Raw genomic sequence first — 17035 nt, forward strand, 5'->3', positions numbered from 1 at the left:
CCATGCGCCGTGCTGTCGTTTTCATGTTCTCCGGGCAGGGCTCGCAGTACTACCAGATGGGCCGTGAGCTGTACCACAGCCACGCGCGCTTCCGGATGTGGATGGACCATTGCGACGAGATTGCGCTGCCGTTGATGGAGCGGTCGCTTTGCGACCTGCTGTATCGAGGCGCGGACAAGAGCGAGCGGTTTGACCGGCTCCTGTACACCAATCCGGCATTGCTGTGTTTCGAGTTCAGTCTCGCGCGCGTTTTGATCGAAAGCGGTATCAAACCCGATTACGTACTCGGGTACAGTCTCGGAGAGATCAGCGCAGCCGTCATTGCCGGTGCGTTGTCGTTGGAACAGGGTGTCCGCTTCGTCGTCGATTGCGCAAAGGTGCTCGAGGCGGAAAGTCCGCGGGCCAGCATGCTCGCGGTATTGGATACACCTTCCATCATGGCACGATACACGCCTGATTCGGGCGGTTGCTGGATTACAGCGCGTAATTTCGATCGTCACTTTGTCGTGTCCGGGCCGGTGGCGGCGGTAGAACGAATACGGGCAGCGATGCTCCGAGATGGCATCGTATGCCAGCTACTCGCCGTCAATGTCGGATTTCACTGCGAGATGCTGCAGCCAATGGAGCGTTCGATCACCGAGCTGGCGCGGCGCATGGATTGCCGCTCATTGCGAATGCCGCTCGTCTCCAGCCTCGACGGTGCGGTGCTCGATACGCGATTCGATAGCGCACAGTGGCCTCGGCATTTTTGGTCCGTGCTGCGCCATCCGATCGCATTCGACACGACGATCCAGGCACTGCTGCGTCGAGGCGACTTTCACTTTGTCGATGTAGGGCCGAGCGGCACGCTCGCGACCTTCACGAAATACTTGTTACCCACGGGCACCCTCTCGGTGTGTACGGACGTGATCAATACTTTTGGCAAGGACAACCGTTCCTTTGACAATGCCCTGCGCAGTCTGGGAGTGGCCGAGGTCCGCAGCGCATGACTCTGCAATTGAGAAGAGGCGAGCGCCTGTTCGATCAGGGGCAACAGGTCCTGGTGTCGCAGCCCTTCAGCCGGCTCTTGGGCACCGAGCTGCGCGACCTGCGCGAGGGCTATGCCGAGCTCGCGCTGCGCATCCGCGAGGACTTCAAACAAAGTTATGGATACGTGCACGGCGGCGTCGTGAGCTACCTCGCGGACAACTGTTTGACGTTTGCTGGCGCCACCGTCCTCGGTGCATGTGTAACGTCGGAGTTCAAGATCAACTACGTGATGCCGACCATCGGGGAGCTCTTGATCGCCAAGTCGACGGTATTGTCATTCGCCCTGCGCCAGGCCGTCTGCGAATGCAAGGTTCACGTGCTTCGCGGCCGGGAATCGATGCTGGTCGCCGTGGCGCAAGGCACGATCGTGAAGATCGAGACCGACATCGGCCATCGCCCATGAAGGCGATCGTGTTTTATGAGTACGGCGCGCCGGAGGTCCTGCAAGTTCAGGAAATCGAGAAGCCGGTGCCGCGGGCAGGCGAAGTGCTGGTGCGCGTGCGTGCCGCGTCGGTCAATCCCGCGGATCACTATCTCATGCGTGGCCGCCCCTATGTGTTTCGAATGATGAGTGGCTGGACTCGGCCGAAAGTCAATGGTATCGGTCAGGATTTCGCGGGCGTGGTCGAGGGGGTCGGCAGCGGCGTGGACGCGCTGCGAACCGGCGATGAGGTATTCGGAGAGGTGGCGGGACAGTTCAGCGACGTGACGCGCTCGTTTGCCGAATACATTCGCGTCTCCGCGGCGAGCGTCGTCACCAAGCCGAGCAATGTTTCCTTTGCCGAAGCTGCCGCTGTGCCGCTGGCCGGACGTACGGCACTGCACGCCTTGCGAGATTGCGGTCGCATACAACCCGGCCAGCATGTTCTGATCAACGGCGCAGGCGGCGGAGTAGGGGTGTTCGCGGTGCAACTCGCGAAGCACTTCGGGGCCACGGTGACTGCTGTCTGCAGCGAGAGCAAAGGCGGGTTGCTTCGCGAGCTGGGCGCGGACCGCATCATCGACTATCGACAGCAGGACTTCACTGCCGAGCGCGTGTCCTACGACCTGATCGTGGACATGGTCAGCAGCCAAAGCGTCAGACGTTGTCGGCGTGTGCTGGCGACGCACGGGACTTACGTTTGGGTCGGTGCACCGGATACCGATCGATGGTTGGGCCCGCTGCGACCGATGTTTGCTGTGCTGTGGATGTCAGTGCTCGGCGGCCGGCAACGCTGGCGCTGTGCCGCGACGCCCCAGTTGCCGGATGACCTGATGTTTCTGGCTCGGCTGCTCGCGGACGGGAAGCTGCGCCCCGTGATCGATCGGCGTTATCCGCTCGAGCATGGAGCCGACGCCATCCGTTATCTCGAGCAGGGACATGCTTGCGGCAAGATCGTCATCGAGGTCTGACGATCACCCGAGCGCATCCAAGGAGTTCGGGTTTGTTCTCGGAACCGTCAACGCTTACCGTACCGGACCTGCCGAATCAGGCGCGCTTCGTTGTCAGCGAAGGGCGGAGCGACTGGTTCGCACCCGATATCGCGCTGTATCGATGCGATTTCGAGCTCGCGCATTTCGATGACCTGCTGTTCGAGCAGCTCGGCATCGCTTGTCCGCCCAGCGTTCGAAGATCCGTGGCGAAGCGACGCGCCGAATATCTGGCCGGACGTTATTGCGCCAGCATGGCATTGCGTGCGCTTGGACGATGCGCCGTCCAGATCGCTATTGGCCCTAATCGCGCGCCGCTGTGGCCGCACTCGATCGTCGGATCGCTCAGTCACTGCGACGGGTCCGCCGTGGCGGCGGTCAGCGCGAATCCGAAGTACCGCGGCATCGGCATCGACATCGAGAACCACGTCACTGATGCAACGATCGAGAATCTGGAGAGGCTTGTGTTGTGCGGCAGCGAGCGTGCGCTCTTGCCTCGCGTGCCCGATGAGAGAAGGGCGTGGTTCACGCTGATCTTCTCGCTGAAGGAAAGCTTCTTCAAAGCGGCTTTCGCCACTGTCGGACGGTATTTCGACTTCGACGCAGTGACCGTGCGTAGCGTCGATCTTGCCAGTGGCCGCATCTGTTTCGAAACCAACTATGGACTGGCCGACAGCCTGCCCGCGAGAACATGCCTGCAGGGTGCGTTTCGTCTGCTGCCCGACGAACGTGTCGTGACCAGCGTCGCGCTGACCCGCTGAAGTTCCCCATGAGGCCCCTGATGTCAGAACCGATCATCGAATTGAAGGACCTCGCCAACGGCGTGGCACAGGTCAGAATGCAGGACCGGGTCCATAGAAACGCGTTCACCGAGGCGCTCATCTGTGGTCTGACCGGTACCTTCGCAACCATCAACAGGAGCACGGACTGCAAGGTCGTGATCCTCACCGGCTACGACGGCTATTTCTCCAGCGGCAGCACGCGAGAGGCATTGCGCGATCTGTTCGCCGGCAAGTTCAAATTCACCAGCAAGGATCTCGGCGGTCTCGCGTTGAATTGCCCCGTGCCGGTGATCGCGGCCATGCAAGGCGATGGGGTCGGCGGCGGCTTCGTGCTCGGCGCGTTCGCGGACTTCACGATTCTGGCGCGCGAAAGCGTCTACACGGCGAACTGCATGAACTACGGCTTCACTCCCGGGATGGGAGCGACGTTCATTCTGCCGAGGAAGCTCGGGTTCACGCTGGCGGAGGAAATGATGCTCAGCGCATCGGCATACCGCGGCGAGGAGTTGCAAAAGCGCGGCATTCCCTTCGCCGTCCTGCCCCGCGAAGGCGTGTTGCCCCGTGCCCTGGAGCTCGCCAGGACGTTGGCCGAGAAACCGCGGTTTTCGCTGGTCACGCTCAAGAACCATCTGGTCGGCTCCATTCGGGAGCAGATGCCACGCATGATCGAACAGGAGGTGGCGATGTATCAGCTCACCTCGCAGCACACCGATGCGAACAGCGTCGAGCCCATGTCTGAAAAGTAGGAGAACCGCAATGAACCAAGCCGAGATCTTCGAAACAATCGTGCGCCATACCCGGGAAGTGGTGCCGGCGCTGCAAGCGCATCGCTTCACGTTGACCGATTCGTTGCGCGAGCTGGGCGCGAACTCGGTCGACCGCGCCGACATCATCATGATGACGCTCGAATCGCTCGCACTGCGCATCCCGTTGAGCACGATGGCCAAGGCCGAGAACATCGGCGAGCTGGCCAGCATCATTCACGCCAGGGCTTAGCCCGCGATCATCAGTCGAGACGGAGGGTGCCATGACGCTGCAACGATATGAGGGATTGTCGGAGGCGGAGCTGGATCGCATCGAACGGCTGGCCGAAGCGGCAACGCAGGGGCCGTGGTTTTCGTATGTCGCCGGACGCGATGCGGCCGACGGGTCGAGCTGGATCGAACTCGGCGCGTGCAACGAGCTGGGTTCGTTCCGATCCATGGAGTTGATCGGCGGGACGGTGGCGGACCAGGATTTCATCGCCAGCGCGCGCCAGGATGTGCCGAGACTGCTGCTCGAAGTGCGGGCGTTGCGAGCGCGCCTGGATTCGCTTCGCGACGCGGAGATCAGCTTGAGAATGCGTGCATTGCGGGGCGCCGCGGAGGAATCGGCAGCGCCATCGTCGGCAATGGTGTAGACCGTATCAAAAGTGATAATCCATATAGGGACACGCCATGGACACTCGTCTGGAAAATAAACAATCCGAGACCTTCGGTTCGCCGTTGGGATTTCAGCTCGCGTTGTCGGCGCTGAATCGTCTGCCGGATCACTGCGCGTTGGATGTGGGCGAGCTGGCCGCGAGAATCGGTGCCGACAAGTTGGAGTTGATCACGTGGGGCCGAGCAGATATAAAGTTCGCACGTCTGCTCGCTTCGAAAGTCACCAAGTAGAACATTTGTCCCGATTGGGCTCGGTAGCAAAGTGGTTATGCAGCGGCCTGCAAAGCCGTTCACGTCGGTTCGATCCCGGCCCGAGCCTCCATCCGGTCTTCCAGGCGTGATCTCCAAAACGCCGGGCTCAAAGCACGGCGCTGTTAAGAAAGAATTGCGCCAGCTCGCCTAGAATTAAGAAAAGTTGGGGCGGCTGAATAAAACATGAGCGCTGCTGGTATGAATTTTTGCGCCAGAGGCTTTGGCCTGAGCGCTTTTGCGCCGGAGCGTTGTGTCGAACCTAGCGTTCATACGACGCGAGACGTGACAGACCAGGTGCTGGAAGTGCTCTACCAACCGCTCGTAGTCGTCTTCCGAGCTCATGATGCATAACGCCGCCGCTGCGCCGCGAGCAGGGCGCTTCGCCGGTGCGAGTCGGAAGCAGCCGGCTTGTTATGTTTCCTCACGACGCCTCGTGAGCCGTAGCGCGCGTTGCGCCTTTCTAATGATTCGCCGCTCACTTCGCTCAAGGCGACGACCTGTCCTGGACATACCGAAGCGCATTCCGAGCCCTAGAATTGCGCCGCAGCCTACACCCAGCAACGATGCATAGTAGAGCGGTCGTGGCCCTAGCACTACGTAGTCCGCAATCCCAAGAGCCAATGTCAACGCACTCAGTGTCCAGACGAACCGATCTCGTGCAACTTGACCAAAGGACGCCGCGGATGCGACGGCAATGACAAGGCATACGACCGCCAGGAAGTATGACAGAGCGAGACATTGTCGTGCCGCCGACGCCCAGCCGTCAGTGAAGCCCCAGACGAGAAAGAGCAGGCCCAGGCAGCAAACACTCGAAAAGGACTTGCTCCAACTCATGCGTAGCGGCTCATCAAGAAAACGTCTGCGTTCAGCCGAAGCCGCGTCTTCGCGGCCATCGGCTGCAACGCGTTGTTGGGCAGAGCCGCTCAACCGAGCCACTCCGCCAATGCGTCGTCCGACACGAAACCAAGGATAGATAACGCTGTCGGGTCAGTTCCAAAGGCAAGCGAGAAGACCTCGCGCTCAGGGGAGTACACCAGCCAGTTGTCGCCCTGACGAGCGACAACATATAGCGCGATCCGCTCGAGATCCTTCTTGGCACCGTACTCGAATGACTCGCCAACGATGCGGATCGGCACTGGCTCGATGAGAGCTTCGCGGAGCTCATTAGCCTTCTCCCGAACGTAGGTATCTCTGTCATTCGTTCCGAGCGTAGGCGTAGCACTCTCCTTAGCCAGCGATCGCTCAATTGCGATTCTCGCCTCTTTCTTGTTCATGTTGCCAACTCTGCCGCTGTCCCGCGAGCGAAAGCGCTTCGCTTTTGCGAGTCGGAACCAGAGATACGGAACTTGAGCGCACTCGCCGTCGGTTGCTTCGAGAGAGCACGAAAGTAGTCCAATACGGTGGATCGTAGGCCGGGCGACAGCGGACGGAACGTGTCTCGAGTTGCAAGTAGAGCAAGCTCAGAGCGGCTCTGCGCAAGTTCTTCGCGGAGTGCGCTCTCGCGCTGCATCTGTGCCGCTTCCCTCTGCTGAGCTAAAGCAGCCCCGATCAAACTCATCTTCTGCTTGATGGCGGAAGTCATATCAACGCCGCCGCTGTGCCGCGAGCACAGGTGCTTCGCCTGTGCGAGTCGGAACCAGCGGCTTGTTAGCCACCAGCGCCCCACCTTCGGAAGGTAGCGAGCACTGCTGCGCATGCTCCCATGGCCCCGGGAACTGCACAGACGACAATGTACGCGCGCTTCCCAGGATCGGATATTTCCGGATCGAAAACGATCACGGGAAACAGGACGACGAACGTCACGCACGCCACCAGCATTCCGTAGAACACGAAGAATCCATAAAACTTCCCAACTGGCCGCACAAGCCCGAGGACCGCCAAGACTATCCGCACAAAGAAATAAGACAATAGGAAACAGATGAGAACGGCCAAGGGAGACGTAACGCGCTGAACCCATGAGAGGCCGGGCAGAAGTGCCGCCACAAGTGCGGACATAGCGCAGGAGACGATCACGATCTGCTGCTTGAATGGAAAGGAATCTTTGTGAGGCCAGATCATGATAGTGGTCAACGAAAACAATGAGCCGCGCGGCAAGATGCGGTTGAGGAAAGGCGCATTTGCTTCACCGCGTCGGCTCCATTGTTTTGTTAGAGCGTCCATGCTTTCCACACAACCAATAAAAGCTCACCAATGCAAAGAACATTATTGGGAGCGAGTACAGATAATACGAGATGTTCTTCGACGCGTTGAGTGTAGGGCCAGCATGCCGATAAACCGTCGATCCCCCGTCCGTTTCGACGGACGGCGTCTCGATCAGCCACAGAGCCGCAATCACCAAGAATAGGCTAATCGCAAGCGAAAGCGCGAGAGCCGCGGGAGTAGGCATCTGCGGCAGGTACTTCCTAAACAGCACCGCCGCGGGCATCGGAAGGAGCGCAATGAAAAACATGAACGCGAATGTACCCACGCCGCCAAACACCAAGCCAACCAGCATCGTGCCTGACGCTGGTATGCCAGAAAATAAGGAACTGATCGTGAGAATCACTGAACCACCGGCGGCGACCATGACTGCCGCTTTGACCGCCACAATGCTTGCACCTGGAGCTGTCGTGTTGACGTTGTTGCCGACGCTAGCTCGGGGGGCGAGCACGTGATCAGGCATTGGATCCGCAACGTTTCGTTGCCTCGCAAATCCTCTTTCTGCAAGCACGTGACAGCACGGTATCAGGGCCGGCGCCGCAATGTAGTTCACCATGAGCTCGTACGCATAGGTCGGCAAGTCGACGCCGGCTGCAGCGAGAATCAACAGCAGCAGGGAAACCAAAACCAGGACCGCTCCGAGCCCCACAACATAGAAATACAGGAACGGCACGTCTGCTATGCCACGCCTCCCTTTCGCCAGAAACGCGATGACAATTCGCCATCCGCAAAGTTGCAGAATGAGCCCCAGGAATGTGAAGGCCGCAACGACGTGGGCACCCGCCGGCTCTTTGGATAGGCCATTCCGATACATGGCCAGGAGGGCGAGCGAGTAGAAGATCGTCAGGAGCGTGATCGGCGCCAGCAAGGTGATGGCTTCGACCAGTAGCAGTTTTTGCGACGTGCGTTCTTTCATGCTTTAAGCTCTAACGCCAGCCATCAGGCGCGCGCGTTTCGCGCGTCGTCTGCATGGCCTTGTTGGGCGCCGCTGCGCTTTCCCACGCCGAGCATCTCTTCTCTCCTTTGCCATTCGGAGACGTTCTGGTTCGGTGTAGACGCGTTCTAGCAGTGCGATTGTGAAGTCCAAGAGATCCTGCGCATCCGCTTCGACCAGCGTGCCGGCGTGCGCACCGGAGCGCGCGTCTTCGCGCGCGATCGGTTGCAACGGCTTGTTAGGAACTCTTCGATTTAGAGAGACTTCTGAGCGCAATCGCATCCTCTTCTCCCATTGCTCTTTCTCTTGTGCGACTACAGAGCGAAAGCTCGTAAGCCTCGCTTTCGAGCTTATACGCGTAAACGAGGTATCTTTCTCCGGCGCGCACAGGATAGCCGCACGTCGCGGAGCTCTTGTGGGTAAAGAGCACCACTTCGGACCTCTCCGGACCCTTCCATACTTCATGTGTCTTAAGGCGGACGGAGAGACCAATTTCCTCGGGATTGCTGTAGAGATACCCGAAGAGTTCCTGGAGCCATACCTTCGCTCTGCGCAGGCCTACGTGGCGATCCTCTACCGCAACCACAGTTCCATCCAAAACCACATGGGACGAGCGAAACGCCTCATCGACAGATGGCGTTGGTACGCACGAGCAGGCTTGGCTCGTTTGCCAGGCGCACACGAGAACGAGCATCACGAGTGTTCTAGCCATTCTGAGTTCTAACGCCGCCCATCACGCTCGCGCGTCTTCGCACGTCGCGTGCATGGCGTTGTTATGCGCTCCGGTCGCTTAGGTAAAGGTCACTTGACATGCGTTCGATTACTGGCATAGTAAAGCACGCTTTACATGCCTCTCGATAGGTGCGCTCATGCAGTATCTCGGAATGATTCTGTTCCTCATCACAACGGCGGCTGTGGCGCTTCTTCTACGTCGCTTCGATATCCCTGAGCCTTGGCCGTACATCCTCGGTGCACTATCCGTACTTCCGCCAGCGCTTCTCATAGCCTTCGGGATGCTCCGAACAACCCGGGAACAGGACGAGCTATACCGACGCGTGCAGTTCGAAGCCATTGCATTCGCGGCTGTTGTCGCCTGGTTGTTTACATTCAGCTGGGGCGCGCTGGAGCTCATGGAACTCGTGCCTGAATTGCCGGCATATGCGATAGCGACGAGCATCGTGTTTCTCTACGGATTCGGTGGATGGCTCTTCTATCGGCGCTACCGTTGAATAACCGGCTAAGAGAACTCCGTGAGGAAAAGGGCTGATCGCAGCAATCCTTGGCAGAGAAGCTAGACGTGTCTCGTCAGACAATCATTTCGATCGAATAGTTGAACGAGCTGCGCTTGGTGTCCAGATACTCTTTCGCGAGTGCAGAGAAGGTGTCGGCTATGGCTTGTCGCTCCGCCTTCTTCTTGCCGCGGAATCGATTCCATCAGAGGGTAGCTTGCGCGCCTGCTCCATGCGCTCTCGTGCTCGCTTCAACGTGGTGTGAGGCCACTCGCCGATGGCGAGCAGCTTTTCGCGCCCACCGTATCGAATTCATCCGCATAGTCGCGCACCCGTCCGTGGCACATACAAGAAGAGGCCACCCGTCGTACACCTTGAATGGCTTGTCTGCAGGTTTGACGGCCTTCACTGCAGTCTCAGTCAGAGGTAACGCTCTGCTGCCCCCGGACGGCATCAGACAGCCGCGAGCCAAATCTCGCGGAAAATGCTTGTGTTCTATTGGTTTGAGCGATGCCGACGGACGGTGTCGGATGCTCAGATGGTGCCGGTGGAGGGAATCGAACCCACACGCTTTTAAGGGCGGCGGATTTTGAGTCCGCTGCGTCTACCAGTTCCGCCACACCGGCTCCGGGGAGCGAAGGGCGGCGATTATAGCGGAATGTCGTTGGCCAGCCGCAACGTCTTTTTTGCGACCTTTTTGCCGGCCGGGGCATCAAAGCAGGCAATGTCGCACTTTCAGGGGATCGAGGTCGCCGTTGAAGTGGTCCGGGCAGCCCAGCGGGGCGAGGCGCGGGCCCACGAGGCTATTTATGTGGCCTGTCGCCGGCCCATCTACAACCTGATCCGGCGCCTGGTGGTGCGGCCGGCCGTGGCGGACGAGCTGTTCCAGGAGACCTTCGTGGAGGTGCTGCGGAACATCGGGGCGTACTCGGGCGAGGGGGCGTTTGGCGGGTGGGTGCGCAGTATCGCGGTGAGCAAGTGCTTGATGTACCTGCGATCGCCGTGGCACCGAAGCCTGCTGTACCTGGACAACGATCAGGACTCGGCCGCCGCGCCCATCGTGCTGTTGGACGCGGCCTCGCATCCCGACGCGCAGGCGATGGCGAGCGTCGATGTGGAGCGTGCGCTGGCCGCGCTGCCGGCGCTGACGCGCAGCGTCGTCTGGCTGCACGACGTGGAAGGTTACACACACGCGGAGATTGGACGCCTGCTCGGACGCACGGCGAGTTTTTCGAAGTCACAGTTGGCGCGGGCGCATATCCGCTTGCGCGAGCTACTGGAGCAACCGGCGGAATCAACGTCATGCACGCACGCATCGAGCACTTGTTAAGTCTTCGGGACGGCGAGCCGGTCCCGGTGGAAGTGACCGCGCATCTCAAGGCGTGTCCGGCTTGCACAGCTGAGTTACAGCGCCTGACTGCGATTCGTGCGGAGATGCAGGCCTTGCCCGACTTCGAACCGCCTGAGTTCGCGTGGGAGGGGATTCGCGATGCGATCTCGTACCGCGAGCGTGGCGTGCGACCGCGAAAGGTGGGCCTCGCGGCAGCCGCCGCGGCGGTGGTCACGGTGTCGGTGATCGCATTGATCGCGAGTTACGCCGATCGGCGCAGCACCGAGGTGACGACGGTGTCGGTACACGGCGGGACATCGCCCGAAGAGGTCGTCCCGCGCCTCGATGAGTTGGTCGCGCAGTCACAGCAGCTGGAGCAATTGTTGAGAAAGTTGCCGGAGCGTCCGCGGATCGAACGCGTGTCCACCGCCGCGACCATCGACACCATCCAGCAACGCATTCAGTGGCTGGATTTCCAGCTCACGAACGTCCCCGAAGGCACTTTGAGCCAGGAACAGTCGCGGCAACTGTGGCGCGAGCGGGTGGAATTGATGGATTCGCTGGTGAAGGTTCGTTACGCCGAAGCCGGGGCGGTGTGGTTCTAATCATGGGAGTACACGTTATGAACGGTAAGTTGCGTGCGGGACTGCGCGTCGCGTTAGTGGCCGTTGCAGCGGCCGTGGCGACGGCCTCGGTTACCGCAGCCGAGGTGGAGAAAAAGTCCGCGGAATCGCAGGCTGAAATGGAGAAGAAGCTCGAAGACGCGCGCCGCAGGCTCGACGTGGCCGCGCGCGAAGTCGCCGAGTTGAGCATGTCGATGTCGGAGCACGCGGTGCCCGCCTTCCGGCACATCACTAGCTTTACCGCGCCGCGCGCGATGCTGGGCATCAATCTCGGTCCGCGTGGCGAAGAGCTGAAGGAAGGGGTCTCCGTGGCCAGCGTCAGTCCCGGCGGCGCGGCTGAAAGCGCGGGTTTGAAGGCCGGCGACGTCTTGTTGGCCATCGGAGACAAGCAGCTCACGCGCACGGAAGACTTGTCCGCCCGCGAAGTGCTCATGCAGGAAATGGGAAAGGTGAAGCCCGGCGAGAAAGTGAGGCTGCGCTATCGCCGCGACAACAAGGTCGCGATCGCCACGGTGACTGCGCAAGCTGCGGATCGCTTGTTCGGGATCCCGCCGGTCGCGGTGCGCGGGAAGTTCACTGGACCAGAGTTTCGCTTCCCGCCGCTGGTCGCGATGCGCGCGGCCGGTGTGTTCGGCTCGGCTGAACTGGTGCCGCTGACGCCGAAGCTGGGCCAGTATTTCGGCACCGACAAGGGCCTGCTCGTGGTCCGCGCGCCGGAAGATAGCCGCTTCAAACTCGAAGACGGCGACGTCATCGTCGATATCGACGGGCGCACCCCCGCGAACCCGTCGCATGCCTTCCGCATTCTCGGCTCGTATCAGGCGGGGGAGAGGCTGACGCTCAACGTGTTGCGGCAGAAAAAGAAGATGTCATTCGACATCACCATCCCGGACGAGCCGTCCGCGGCCCGCACCGAGCCGTTCATATTCCACCAGGAGTTCAATGGCCCGGAACGGGGATTTCAGGACTTCGTCATCGCTCCGGGTCCGGGCGCACCGCCGCCGCCTCCGCCGCCGCATGAGCACGGGCACGAGCGCGTCATCAGCATCATGGACGAGAGGGCCTGAGGCGCTCCTGAGCGCCCGGTGAGCTGCGGGCAGCGCCGGCGGCGCTGTTCTGCTACCGTGCGCGCCCCATGCGGCGCACCGACTTCGCTTACGACCTCCCGGTCGACCTGATCGCTCAACACCCTCCGGCCCACCGGGCCGGTGGGCGGCTGCTGCACGTTCCCAAGGCGGCGCCGGTCCAGGATCTGAAATTCACCGACTTTCCTGACCTGCTGCGCGCCGGCGACCTGCTGGTTTTCAACGACACGCGGGTCATCCCGGCGCGCGTGCGTGGGGTGAAACCCACGGGCGGGCAGGTGGAAATCCTGCTCGAGCGCGTGCTCGATGCCAATCGCATCCTTGCCCACGTTCACGCCAGCAAGCCGCTGCGGCCCGAAGCGCCGGTGTCGTTGCCAGGCGGAGTCGAAGCTCGCTTCATCCAGCGACACGACGATTTGTTCGAGCTGCAGCTGAGCACCGAGCCGCTCGCATATTTCGAACAGTACGGCGCCATGCCGTTGCCGCCGTATATCGAGCGCGACGCCGAAGCCGACGACGCCGCGCGTTATCAAACAATCTACGCACGGAAGCCTGGCGCCGTCGCCGCGCCCACCGCGGGTTTGCATTTCGACGATGAGGTGCTCGCTCGTTGCAAGAGCAAGGGCGTCGATACGACGTTCGTGACATTGCATGTCGGCGCCGGCACGTTTCAAAACGTTCGCGTCGAGGATCTGCAACAGCATCGCATGCACGCCGAGCGCATCAGTGTCAGCGAGCAGGCTTGCGAAGCCATCGCTGCAGCCAAAGCGCGCGGTGGGCGAGTGGTCGCGGTGGGAACGACAGTCGTGCGCACGCTGGAGTCGGCCGCCCAATCTGGAACGTCATTGGTCGGCGCGTTGCAGCCCTACGAAGGCGAAACCCGCTTGTTCATCACGCCGGGTTATGACTTCCGCGTCATCGATGCGTTGCTCACCAACTTCCATTTGCCCGAATCGACCTTATTGATGCTGGTCAGCGCCTTCGGCGGCTTCGATGAAGTCATGCGCGCTTACCGGCACGCGGTCGAGCAGCGCTATAGATTTTTCAGTTACGGCGACGCGATGTTTCTGGAGCGTCGATAGCTCATGGGAATGCAGTTCGAATTGCTCACAACCGACGGCGGCGCGCGCCGCGGTCGTTTAACTTTCCCTCGCGGCGTGGTCGAGACGCCCATCTTCATGCCCGTGGGCACCTACGGCACCGTGAAGGCGATGACGCCGGAAGAGCTCGTCGGCATGGGGGCGCAGATCGTCCTCGGCAACACGTTTCATTTGATGCTCCGCCCGGGCATGCAGGTGATCCGGGCTCACGACGGCTTGCATCGTTTCATGCACTGGGAAAAGCCCATCCTCACCGACTCGGGCGGCTTCCAGGTGTTCAGTCTCGCCACCATGCGCAAGATCACCGAGGAAGGCGTGAACTTCCGCTCGCCCATCAACGGCGACGCGGTGCTGTTGACACCGGAACGATCCATGCAGGTCCAGCGCGATCTCGATTCGGACGTAGTGATGATTTTCGACGAGTGCACGCCGTACCCGGCGACCGAAGCCGAAGCGCGCCGCTCGATGGAGCTGTCGTTGCGCTGGGCCCAGCGCAGTCGCGCCGAGTTCGACCGTCTGCAGAATCCCAACGCGCTGTTCGGCATCGTTCAGGGCGGCATGTATACAGCGCTGCGTCAGGAGTCGGCGGCGGGCTTGCAGCAGATCGGCTTCGATGGCTACGCCATCGGCGGTCTGGCGGTGGGTGAGCCGAAGCAGGAGCGCGAGCGCATGCTCGATGGCATCACGCCGCATCTGCCGACCGACCGGCCGCGTTATCTGATGGGCGTCGGCACGCCGGAGGATCTGGTCGAAGCGGTGCGCCGGGGCGTCGACATGTTCGATTGCGTCATGCCGACGCGCAACGCGCGCAACGGCCATCTGTTCACCAGCACCGGCGTGGTCCGCATCCGCAATGCTCAATACGAGACCGATACGCGCCCGCTGGATGAAGCATGTTCGTGCTACACCTGCACGAATTACAGCCGTGCCTATTTGCGACACCTGGATCGCTGCGGGGAAATTCTGGCCGCGCGGCTCGGCAGCATTCATAATCTGCACTTCTACCTGTCCCTGATGCAGTCGATGCGCACTGCCATCGAGGAGCATCGCTTCAAAGCCTTCGTCGCGGATTTTTATGCGCGCCGGTCGCGAGGCGAGCCGAGCGAATGATGCGCCGACCGCGTCCGATCTGAGCCACCGCCGAGTTCAACAAGCATTCATGCTCGCCGATTTGCCTACCGCACCCTGGTTTCGCCGCCTGCTGGTTTCCGGCCTGATCCTGGGGATTTTGCTGTTGACCTTCACGGTCCTGCAGCCGTTCATCGTGCCGCTGATCTGGGGCGCCATCCTGGCGTACGTCAGCTGGCCCATGCATCTGCGCGTGCTGAAGATGTGCGGCAATCGCAGCTCGGTGGCCTCGCTGATCACCACGTTGATCGTCACGGTGATCATCGTCGTGCCGCTGGTGTGGTTGATCCTGCTGGCCCGAGTGGAGGCGCTGGCCGCCTATCAGGCCATTCAGGAATTCCTGGCCACCAAGCCGGTGTTGCCGCAAGCGATCCGCGATCTGCCGTATGTGGGCGCGCAAGCCCAGCAGATCCTCGATCAGCTGGCGTCGGATCCGACTGCCTTGCGTGGCCAGGTGCTGGTGCTGATGGAGCAATCCTCGGTGGAAGTGACCAGGCTCATCGGCGGCGCGGGCCGTAACATCGCGAAACTGTTCTTCGCGGTGTTCTCACTCTATTTCCTGTTGCGAGACGGACCGCGGCTGATGCGAGAGGCGCGCGCGGTGCTGGAAGGAATATTGGGTCCACGCGTGCACGACTATCTCGATGCGGCCGGTTACACGACGCAAGCGGTCGTTTATGCGTTGATGCTGGGAGCACTGGCGCAGGGCGCCGTCGCCGGCATTGGCTATTGGATTTTTGGAGTGGAGGCGCCGGTGTTGATGGGGGCCGTCACCGTGCTCATCGCGTTGGTTCCTTTCGGCGCGCCGATGGTGTGGGGCAGCCTCGCGGTCTGGGCGCTGGTTCGCGGCGACATGGTCAACGGCGTCGGCCTGATCCTGTGGGGCCTGATCCTGGTCAGCTGGGTGGACAACATCGTGCGTCCGCTGGTGATCTCGAATGCGACGCGCATGCCGTTCCTGCTGGTGGTGTTCGGCGTGCTCGGCGGTGTGCTGGCGTTCGGCCTGGTCGGCTTGTTCATCGGTCCGGTGCTGCTGGCGGTGTCGCTCGCCATCTGGCGCGAGTGGCTGGAGGAACATTCCACCAAGGAAGAGCCGGTGATTGTGACGCCGGCCAACACCACCCTTGCAACGCCCTCGACAGCGGTCGAGACGAGGGCGAGCAGCAAGGCGCCTTAAACAGTCGAGTGCTTGCGCAGCAGTATCTTGTCGATGCGCACGCCGTCCATGTCGACGATCTCGATCTTCAGATCGCGCCAGGTGAGCGTATCGCCAGCCTTGGGAATGCGGCCGAGGCGCGCAAGCACGAAGCCCGCGACCGTATGATAGTCGCGGCCGCCCATGTCGCGACGGGATAGCCGCTGCTGCAACTCTTCGATGGGCATATGCCCATCCACCAGATACGAGCCGTCCTCGCGTTGAACCCATTCGGCGCGCTCGCGACTGCCCAGGTCGGGCAACTCGCCCGCGATGGCTTTCAGAATATCGATCGGCGTGGTGATGCCCTCGATTTCGCCGTATTCATCGGTGACCACCGCCAGGTGGGTGCTGGAGCGTTGGAACTGATCCAGCAGTTGCAGGACTGAAATCGAATCGGGGATGTGCAGCGGCGGATCGAGGTCTTTCTCGATATCCAGCGCGCCCCGATGCATCGCCTCGCTCAGATCGGCCAGCGTGATCACGCCTAGCAGGTTGTCGAGTTTCTCGCGCGCCACCAAAAAACGCGCGTGGCCGCTTTCCTTGGCTCGTTGCCACAGCACTTCGATGGGCTCTTCCACGTCCAGCCAGATCACATCCTGGCGTGGAATCATGATCGAGCCGACCTTGCGATCGGCGAGCGCCAGCACGCCTTCGAGCAAGCGTCGCTCCGAGGCGAGAAACACGCCGGCGTGGGTGCCTTCGGCGACGAGTGCGCGCACATCGTCTTCAGTCACTGCCGCCTGCGGGGCGGAAGAGACGGGCAGCAGTTTGAGGAGCCGATTCACGGTCACCCGCAACAACCACACGGCGGGCACCATGATGGTCGCGAACAAGCGCATGGGCGGCGCCACGGTGGTTGCGAGCGATTCGGCGTGCAGCAGCGCGACGCGCTTGGGCATCAGCTCGCCCAGGATCAGCGATACGAAGGTCACGATGATCACCACCACGGCCGTTGCAAGGTCGTCGGCGAAATCGACCGGCATGCCGAGCGGCACGAGTCGCTGGGCCAGCGGCTCTGCGAACACGTTGGTGCTGAATATGCCCGTGACGAACGAGATCACGGTGATGCCGATCTGGATCGCCGACAGCAGGGTGGTGGGATCTTCCATCAGCGCCAGGGCCGACTTGGCGCCGGCGCGGCCCTGTTCCGCGGCGACCTGCAGGCGCGCGCGCTTAGCGGCGACCAGCGCCATTTCCGACAAGGCGAAGAACCCGTTCAAAAGAATCAGCAGCAGCAGAATCAGTACGTCGCGGGACATTGCGGCGGAAGCGGCCTCACCCAAGGGGCTGCACAGTGTACGGCAGCCGGCCTGCG

Annotated in this window: 19 protein-coding genes, 2 tRNA genes and 1 pseudogene; 16 read left to right on the top strand and 6 right to left on the bottom strand. The window is 61.4% G+C overall.

Features of this window, described 5'->3' with window-relative positions; all coding sequences use genetic code 11:
- The first annotated feature begins 2 nt into the window (after positions 1-2).
- The 9 genes and pseudogenes from JM946_RS07500 to JM946_RS07540 all read left to right on the top strand — a co-directional run bounded on the left by JM946_RS07500 (position 3) and on the right by JM946_RS07540 (position 4964).
- A complete protein-coding gene (locus JM946_RS07500) occupies positions 3-989 on the top strand; it encodes an acyltransferase domain-containing protein (RefSeq protein WP_203166589.1) in 987 nt (328 codons plus the stop codon).
- Complete coding sequence (locus JM946_RS07505) at positions 986-1432, top strand: PaaI family thioesterase (protein WP_203166590.1); 447 nt, start codon at positions 986-988, stop codon at positions 1430-1432. Before JM946_RS07500 ends, JM946_RS07505 begins: the two co-directional genes overlap by 4 nt.
- Entirely contained in the window at positions 1429-2421 is a 993-nt protein-coding gene (locus tag JM946_RS07510; protein ID WP_203166591.1) for an NAD(P)-dependent alcohol dehydrogenase, read from the top strand. The genes JM946_RS07505 and JM946_RS07510 overlap by 4 nt, the downstream gene beginning before the upstream one ends.
- Positions 2422-2453: 32 nt before the next feature.
- Complete coding sequence (locus JM946_RS07515; protein WP_203166592.1) at positions 2454-3200, top strand: 4'-phosphopantetheinyl transferase family protein; 747 nt, start codon at positions 2454-2456, stop codon at positions 3198-3200.
- Positions 3201-3220: 20 nt separating this feature from the next.
- Complete coding sequence (locus JM946_RS07520; protein ID WP_203166593.1) at positions 3221-3967, top strand: polyketide synthase; 747 nt, start codon at positions 3221-3223, stop codon at positions 3965-3967.
- Between the two features lie 10 nt (positions 3968-3977).
- Positions 3978-4217, top strand: coding sequence for an acyl carrier protein (locus JM946_RS07525; protein WP_203166594.1), 240 nt, complete (start codon positions 3978-3980; stop codon positions 4215-4217).
- Positions 4218-4248: 31 nt separating this feature from the next.
- Positions 4249-4515 (top strand): annotated as a pseudogene (locus JM946_RS07530) (hypothetical protein); the annotation flags it as partial.
- Between the two features lie 142 nt (positions 4516-4657).
- Positions 4658-4873, top strand: coding sequence for a hypothetical protein (locus tag JM946_RS07535; protein WP_203166596.1), 216 nt, complete (start codon positions 4658-4660; stop codon positions 4871-4873).
- Positions 4874-4890: 17 nt separating this feature from the next.
- Positions 4891-4964: transfer RNA gene (locus JM946_RS07540), tRNA-Cys, on the top strand.
- Positions 4965-5817: 853 nt separating this feature from the next.
- Here JM946_RS07540 and JM946_RS07545 read toward each other — a convergent pair.
- The 3 genes from JM946_RS07545 to JM946_RS07550 form a co-directional block, all read right to left on the bottom strand.
- On the bottom strand, positions 5818-6168 hold the full coding sequence (locus tag JM946_RS07545) for a hypothetical protein (RefSeq protein WP_203166597.1): 351 nt from the start codon (positions 6166-6168) through the stop codon (positions 5818-5820).
- A gap of 373 nt (positions 6169-6541) precedes the next feature.
- On the bottom strand, positions 6542-7054 hold the full coding sequence (locus JM946_RS29945; protein ID WP_218042670.1) for a hypothetical protein: 513 nt from the start codon (positions 7052-7054) through the stop codon (positions 6542-6544).
- Positions 7017-8009, bottom strand: coding sequence for a hypothetical protein (locus JM946_RS07550; RefSeq protein WP_203166598.1), 993 nt, complete (start codon positions 8007-8009; stop codon positions 7017-7019). Before JM946_RS07550 ends, JM946_RS29945 begins: the two co-directional genes overlap by 38 nt.
- 887 nt (positions 8010-8896) lie before the next feature.
- Between JM946_RS07550 and JM946_RS07555 the strand changes: the two genes are divergently transcribed.
- Positions 8897-9256, top strand: coding sequence for a hypothetical protein (locus JM946_RS07555; RefSeq protein WP_203166599.1), 360 nt, complete (start codon positions 8897-8899; stop codon positions 9254-9256).
- Between the two features lie 159 nt (positions 9257-9415).
- Here JM946_RS07555 and JM946_RS31540 read toward each other — a convergent pair whose 3' ends face one another.
- Complete coding sequence (locus JM946_RS31540; protein ID WP_203167862.1) at positions 9416-9568, bottom strand: integrase arm-type DNA-binding domain-containing protein; 153 nt, start codon at positions 9566-9568, stop codon at positions 9416-9418.
- Positions 9569-9795: 227 nt separating this feature from the next.
- Positions 9796-9882 (bottom strand) — tRNA-Leu (locus JM946_RS07565).
- A 38-nt stretch (positions 9883-9920) separates the two neighbouring features.
- Here JM946_RS07565 and JM946_RS07570 point away from each other — a divergent pair.
- The 6 genes from JM946_RS07570 (at position 9921) to JM946_RS07595 (ending at position 15699) form a co-directional block, all read left to right on the top strand.
- Positions 9921-10586, top strand: a complete 666-nt coding sequence (locus JM946_RS07570) for an RNA polymerase sigma factor (protein WP_203166600.1) — start codon at positions 9921-9923, stop codon at positions 10584-10586.
- A complete protein-coding gene (locus JM946_RS07575; protein ID WP_203166601.1) occupies positions 10559-11191 on the top strand; it encodes a hypothetical protein in 633 nt (210 codons plus the stop codon). The genes JM946_RS07570 and JM946_RS07575 overlap by 28 nt, the downstream gene beginning before the upstream one ends.
- Before the next feature lie 17 nt (positions 11192-11208).
- Positions 11209-12276: a PDZ domain-containing protein gene (locus JM946_RS07580; RefSeq protein WP_203166602.1), complete on the top strand. Its 1068-nt coding sequence runs from the start codon at positions 11209-11211 to the stop codon at positions 12274-12276.
- A gap of 68 nt (positions 12277-12344) precedes the next feature.
- Positions 12345-13376 carry a tRNA preQ1(34) S-adenosylmethionine ribosyltransferase-isomerase QueA gene (gene queA / locus JM946_RS07585; protein ID WP_203166603.1) on the top strand — a complete coding sequence of 344 codons (1032 nt, stop codon included), beginning with the start codon at positions 12345-12347 and terminating at the stop codon, positions 13374-13376.
- A gap of 9 nt (positions 13377-13385) precedes the next feature.
- The gene (gene tgt, locus JM946_RS07590; RefSeq protein WP_203167863.1) at positions 13386-14504 is read left to right on the top strand and encodes a tRNA guanosine(34) transglycosylase Tgt; all 1119 of its coding nucleotides are present in this window, start codon (positions 13386-13388) and stop codon (positions 14502-14504) included.
- A 49-nt stretch (positions 14505-14553) separates the two neighbouring features.
- The gene (locus JM946_RS07595; protein ID WP_203166604.1) at positions 14554-15699 is read left to right on the top strand and encodes an AI-2E family transporter; all 1146 of its coding nucleotides are present in this window, start codon (positions 14554-14556) and stop codon (positions 15697-15699) included.
- Here the strand turns inward: JM946_RS07595 and JM946_RS07600 are convergent.
- Entirely contained in the window at positions 15696-16979 is a 1284-nt protein-coding gene (locus JM946_RS07600) for a hemolysin family protein (RefSeq protein ID WP_203166605.1), read from the bottom strand. The two genes, JM946_RS07595 and JM946_RS07600, sit on opposite strands and share 4 nt — an antisense overlap.
- Between the last annotated feature and the right edge of the window lie 56 nt (positions 16980-17035).

Origin of the sequence: Steroidobacter gossypii, from assembly GCF_016801985.1 — a bacterium.
Lineage (GTDB): Bacteria > Pseudomonadota > Gammaproteobacteria > Steroidobacterales > Steroidobacteraceae > Steroidobacter > Steroidobacter gossypii.

Coding starts and splice junctions, on each gene's coding strand:
- JM946_RS07500 (WP_203166589.1), top strand. CDS start 3: ATGCGCCGTGCTGTCGTTTTCATGTTCTCCGGGCAGGGCTCGCAGTAC.
- JM946_RS07505 (WP_203166590.1), top strand. CDS start 986: ATGACTCTGCAATTGAGAAGAGGCGAGCGCCTGTTCGATCAGGGGCAA.
- JM946_RS07510 (WP_203166591.1), top strand. CDS start 1,429: ATGAAGGCGATCGTGTTTTATGAGTACGGCGCGCCGGAGGTCCTGCAA.
- JM946_RS07520 (WP_203166593.1), top strand. CDS start 3,221: ATGTCAGAACCGATCATCGAATTGAAGGACCTCGCCAACGGCGTGGCA.
- JM946_RS07525 (WP_203166594.1), top strand. CDS start 3,978: ATGAACCAAGCCGAGATCTTCGAAACAATCGTGCGCCATACCCGGGAA.
- JM946_RS07535 (WP_203166596.1), top strand. CDS start 4,658: ATGGACACTCGTCTGGAAAATAAACAATCCGAGACCTTCGGTTCGCCG.
- JM946_RS07545 (WP_203166597.1), bottom strand. CDS start 6,168: ATGAACAAGAAAGAGGCGAGAATCGCAATTGAGCGATCGCTGGCTAAG.
- JM946_RS29945 (WP_218042670.1), bottom strand. CDS start 7,054: ATGGACGCTCTAACAAAACAATGGAGCCGACGCGGTGAAGCAAATGCG.
- JM946_RS07550 (WP_203166598.1), bottom strand. CDS start 8,009: ATGAAAGAACGCACGTCGCAAAAACTGCTACTGGTCGAAGCCATCACC.
- JM946_RS07555 (WP_203166599.1), top strand. CDS start 8,897: ATGCAGTATCTCGGAATGATTCTGTTCCTCATCACAACGGCGGCTGTG.
- JM946_RS07575 (WP_203166601.1), top strand. CDS start 10,559: ATGCACGCACGCATCGAGCACTTGTTAAGTCTTCGGGACGGCGAGCCG.
- JM946_RS07580 (WP_203166602.1), top strand. CDS start 11,209: ATGAACGGTAAGTTGCGTGCGGGACTGCGCGTCGCGTTAGTGGCCGTT.
- queA (WP_203166603.1), top strand. CDS start 12,345: ATGCGGCGCACCGACTTCGCTTACGACCTCCCGGTCGACCTGATCGCT.
- tgt (WP_203167863.1), top strand. CDS start 13,386: ATGCAGTTCGAATTGCTCACAACCGACGGCGGCGCGCGCCGCGGTCGT.
- JM946_RS07595 (WP_203166604.1), top strand. CDS start 14,554: ATGCTCGCCGATTTGCCTACCGCACCCTGGTTTCGCCGCCTGCTGGTT.
- JM946_RS07600 (WP_203166605.1), bottom strand. CDS start 16,979: ATGTCCCGCGACGTACTGATTCTGCTGCTGCTGATTCTTTTGAACGGG.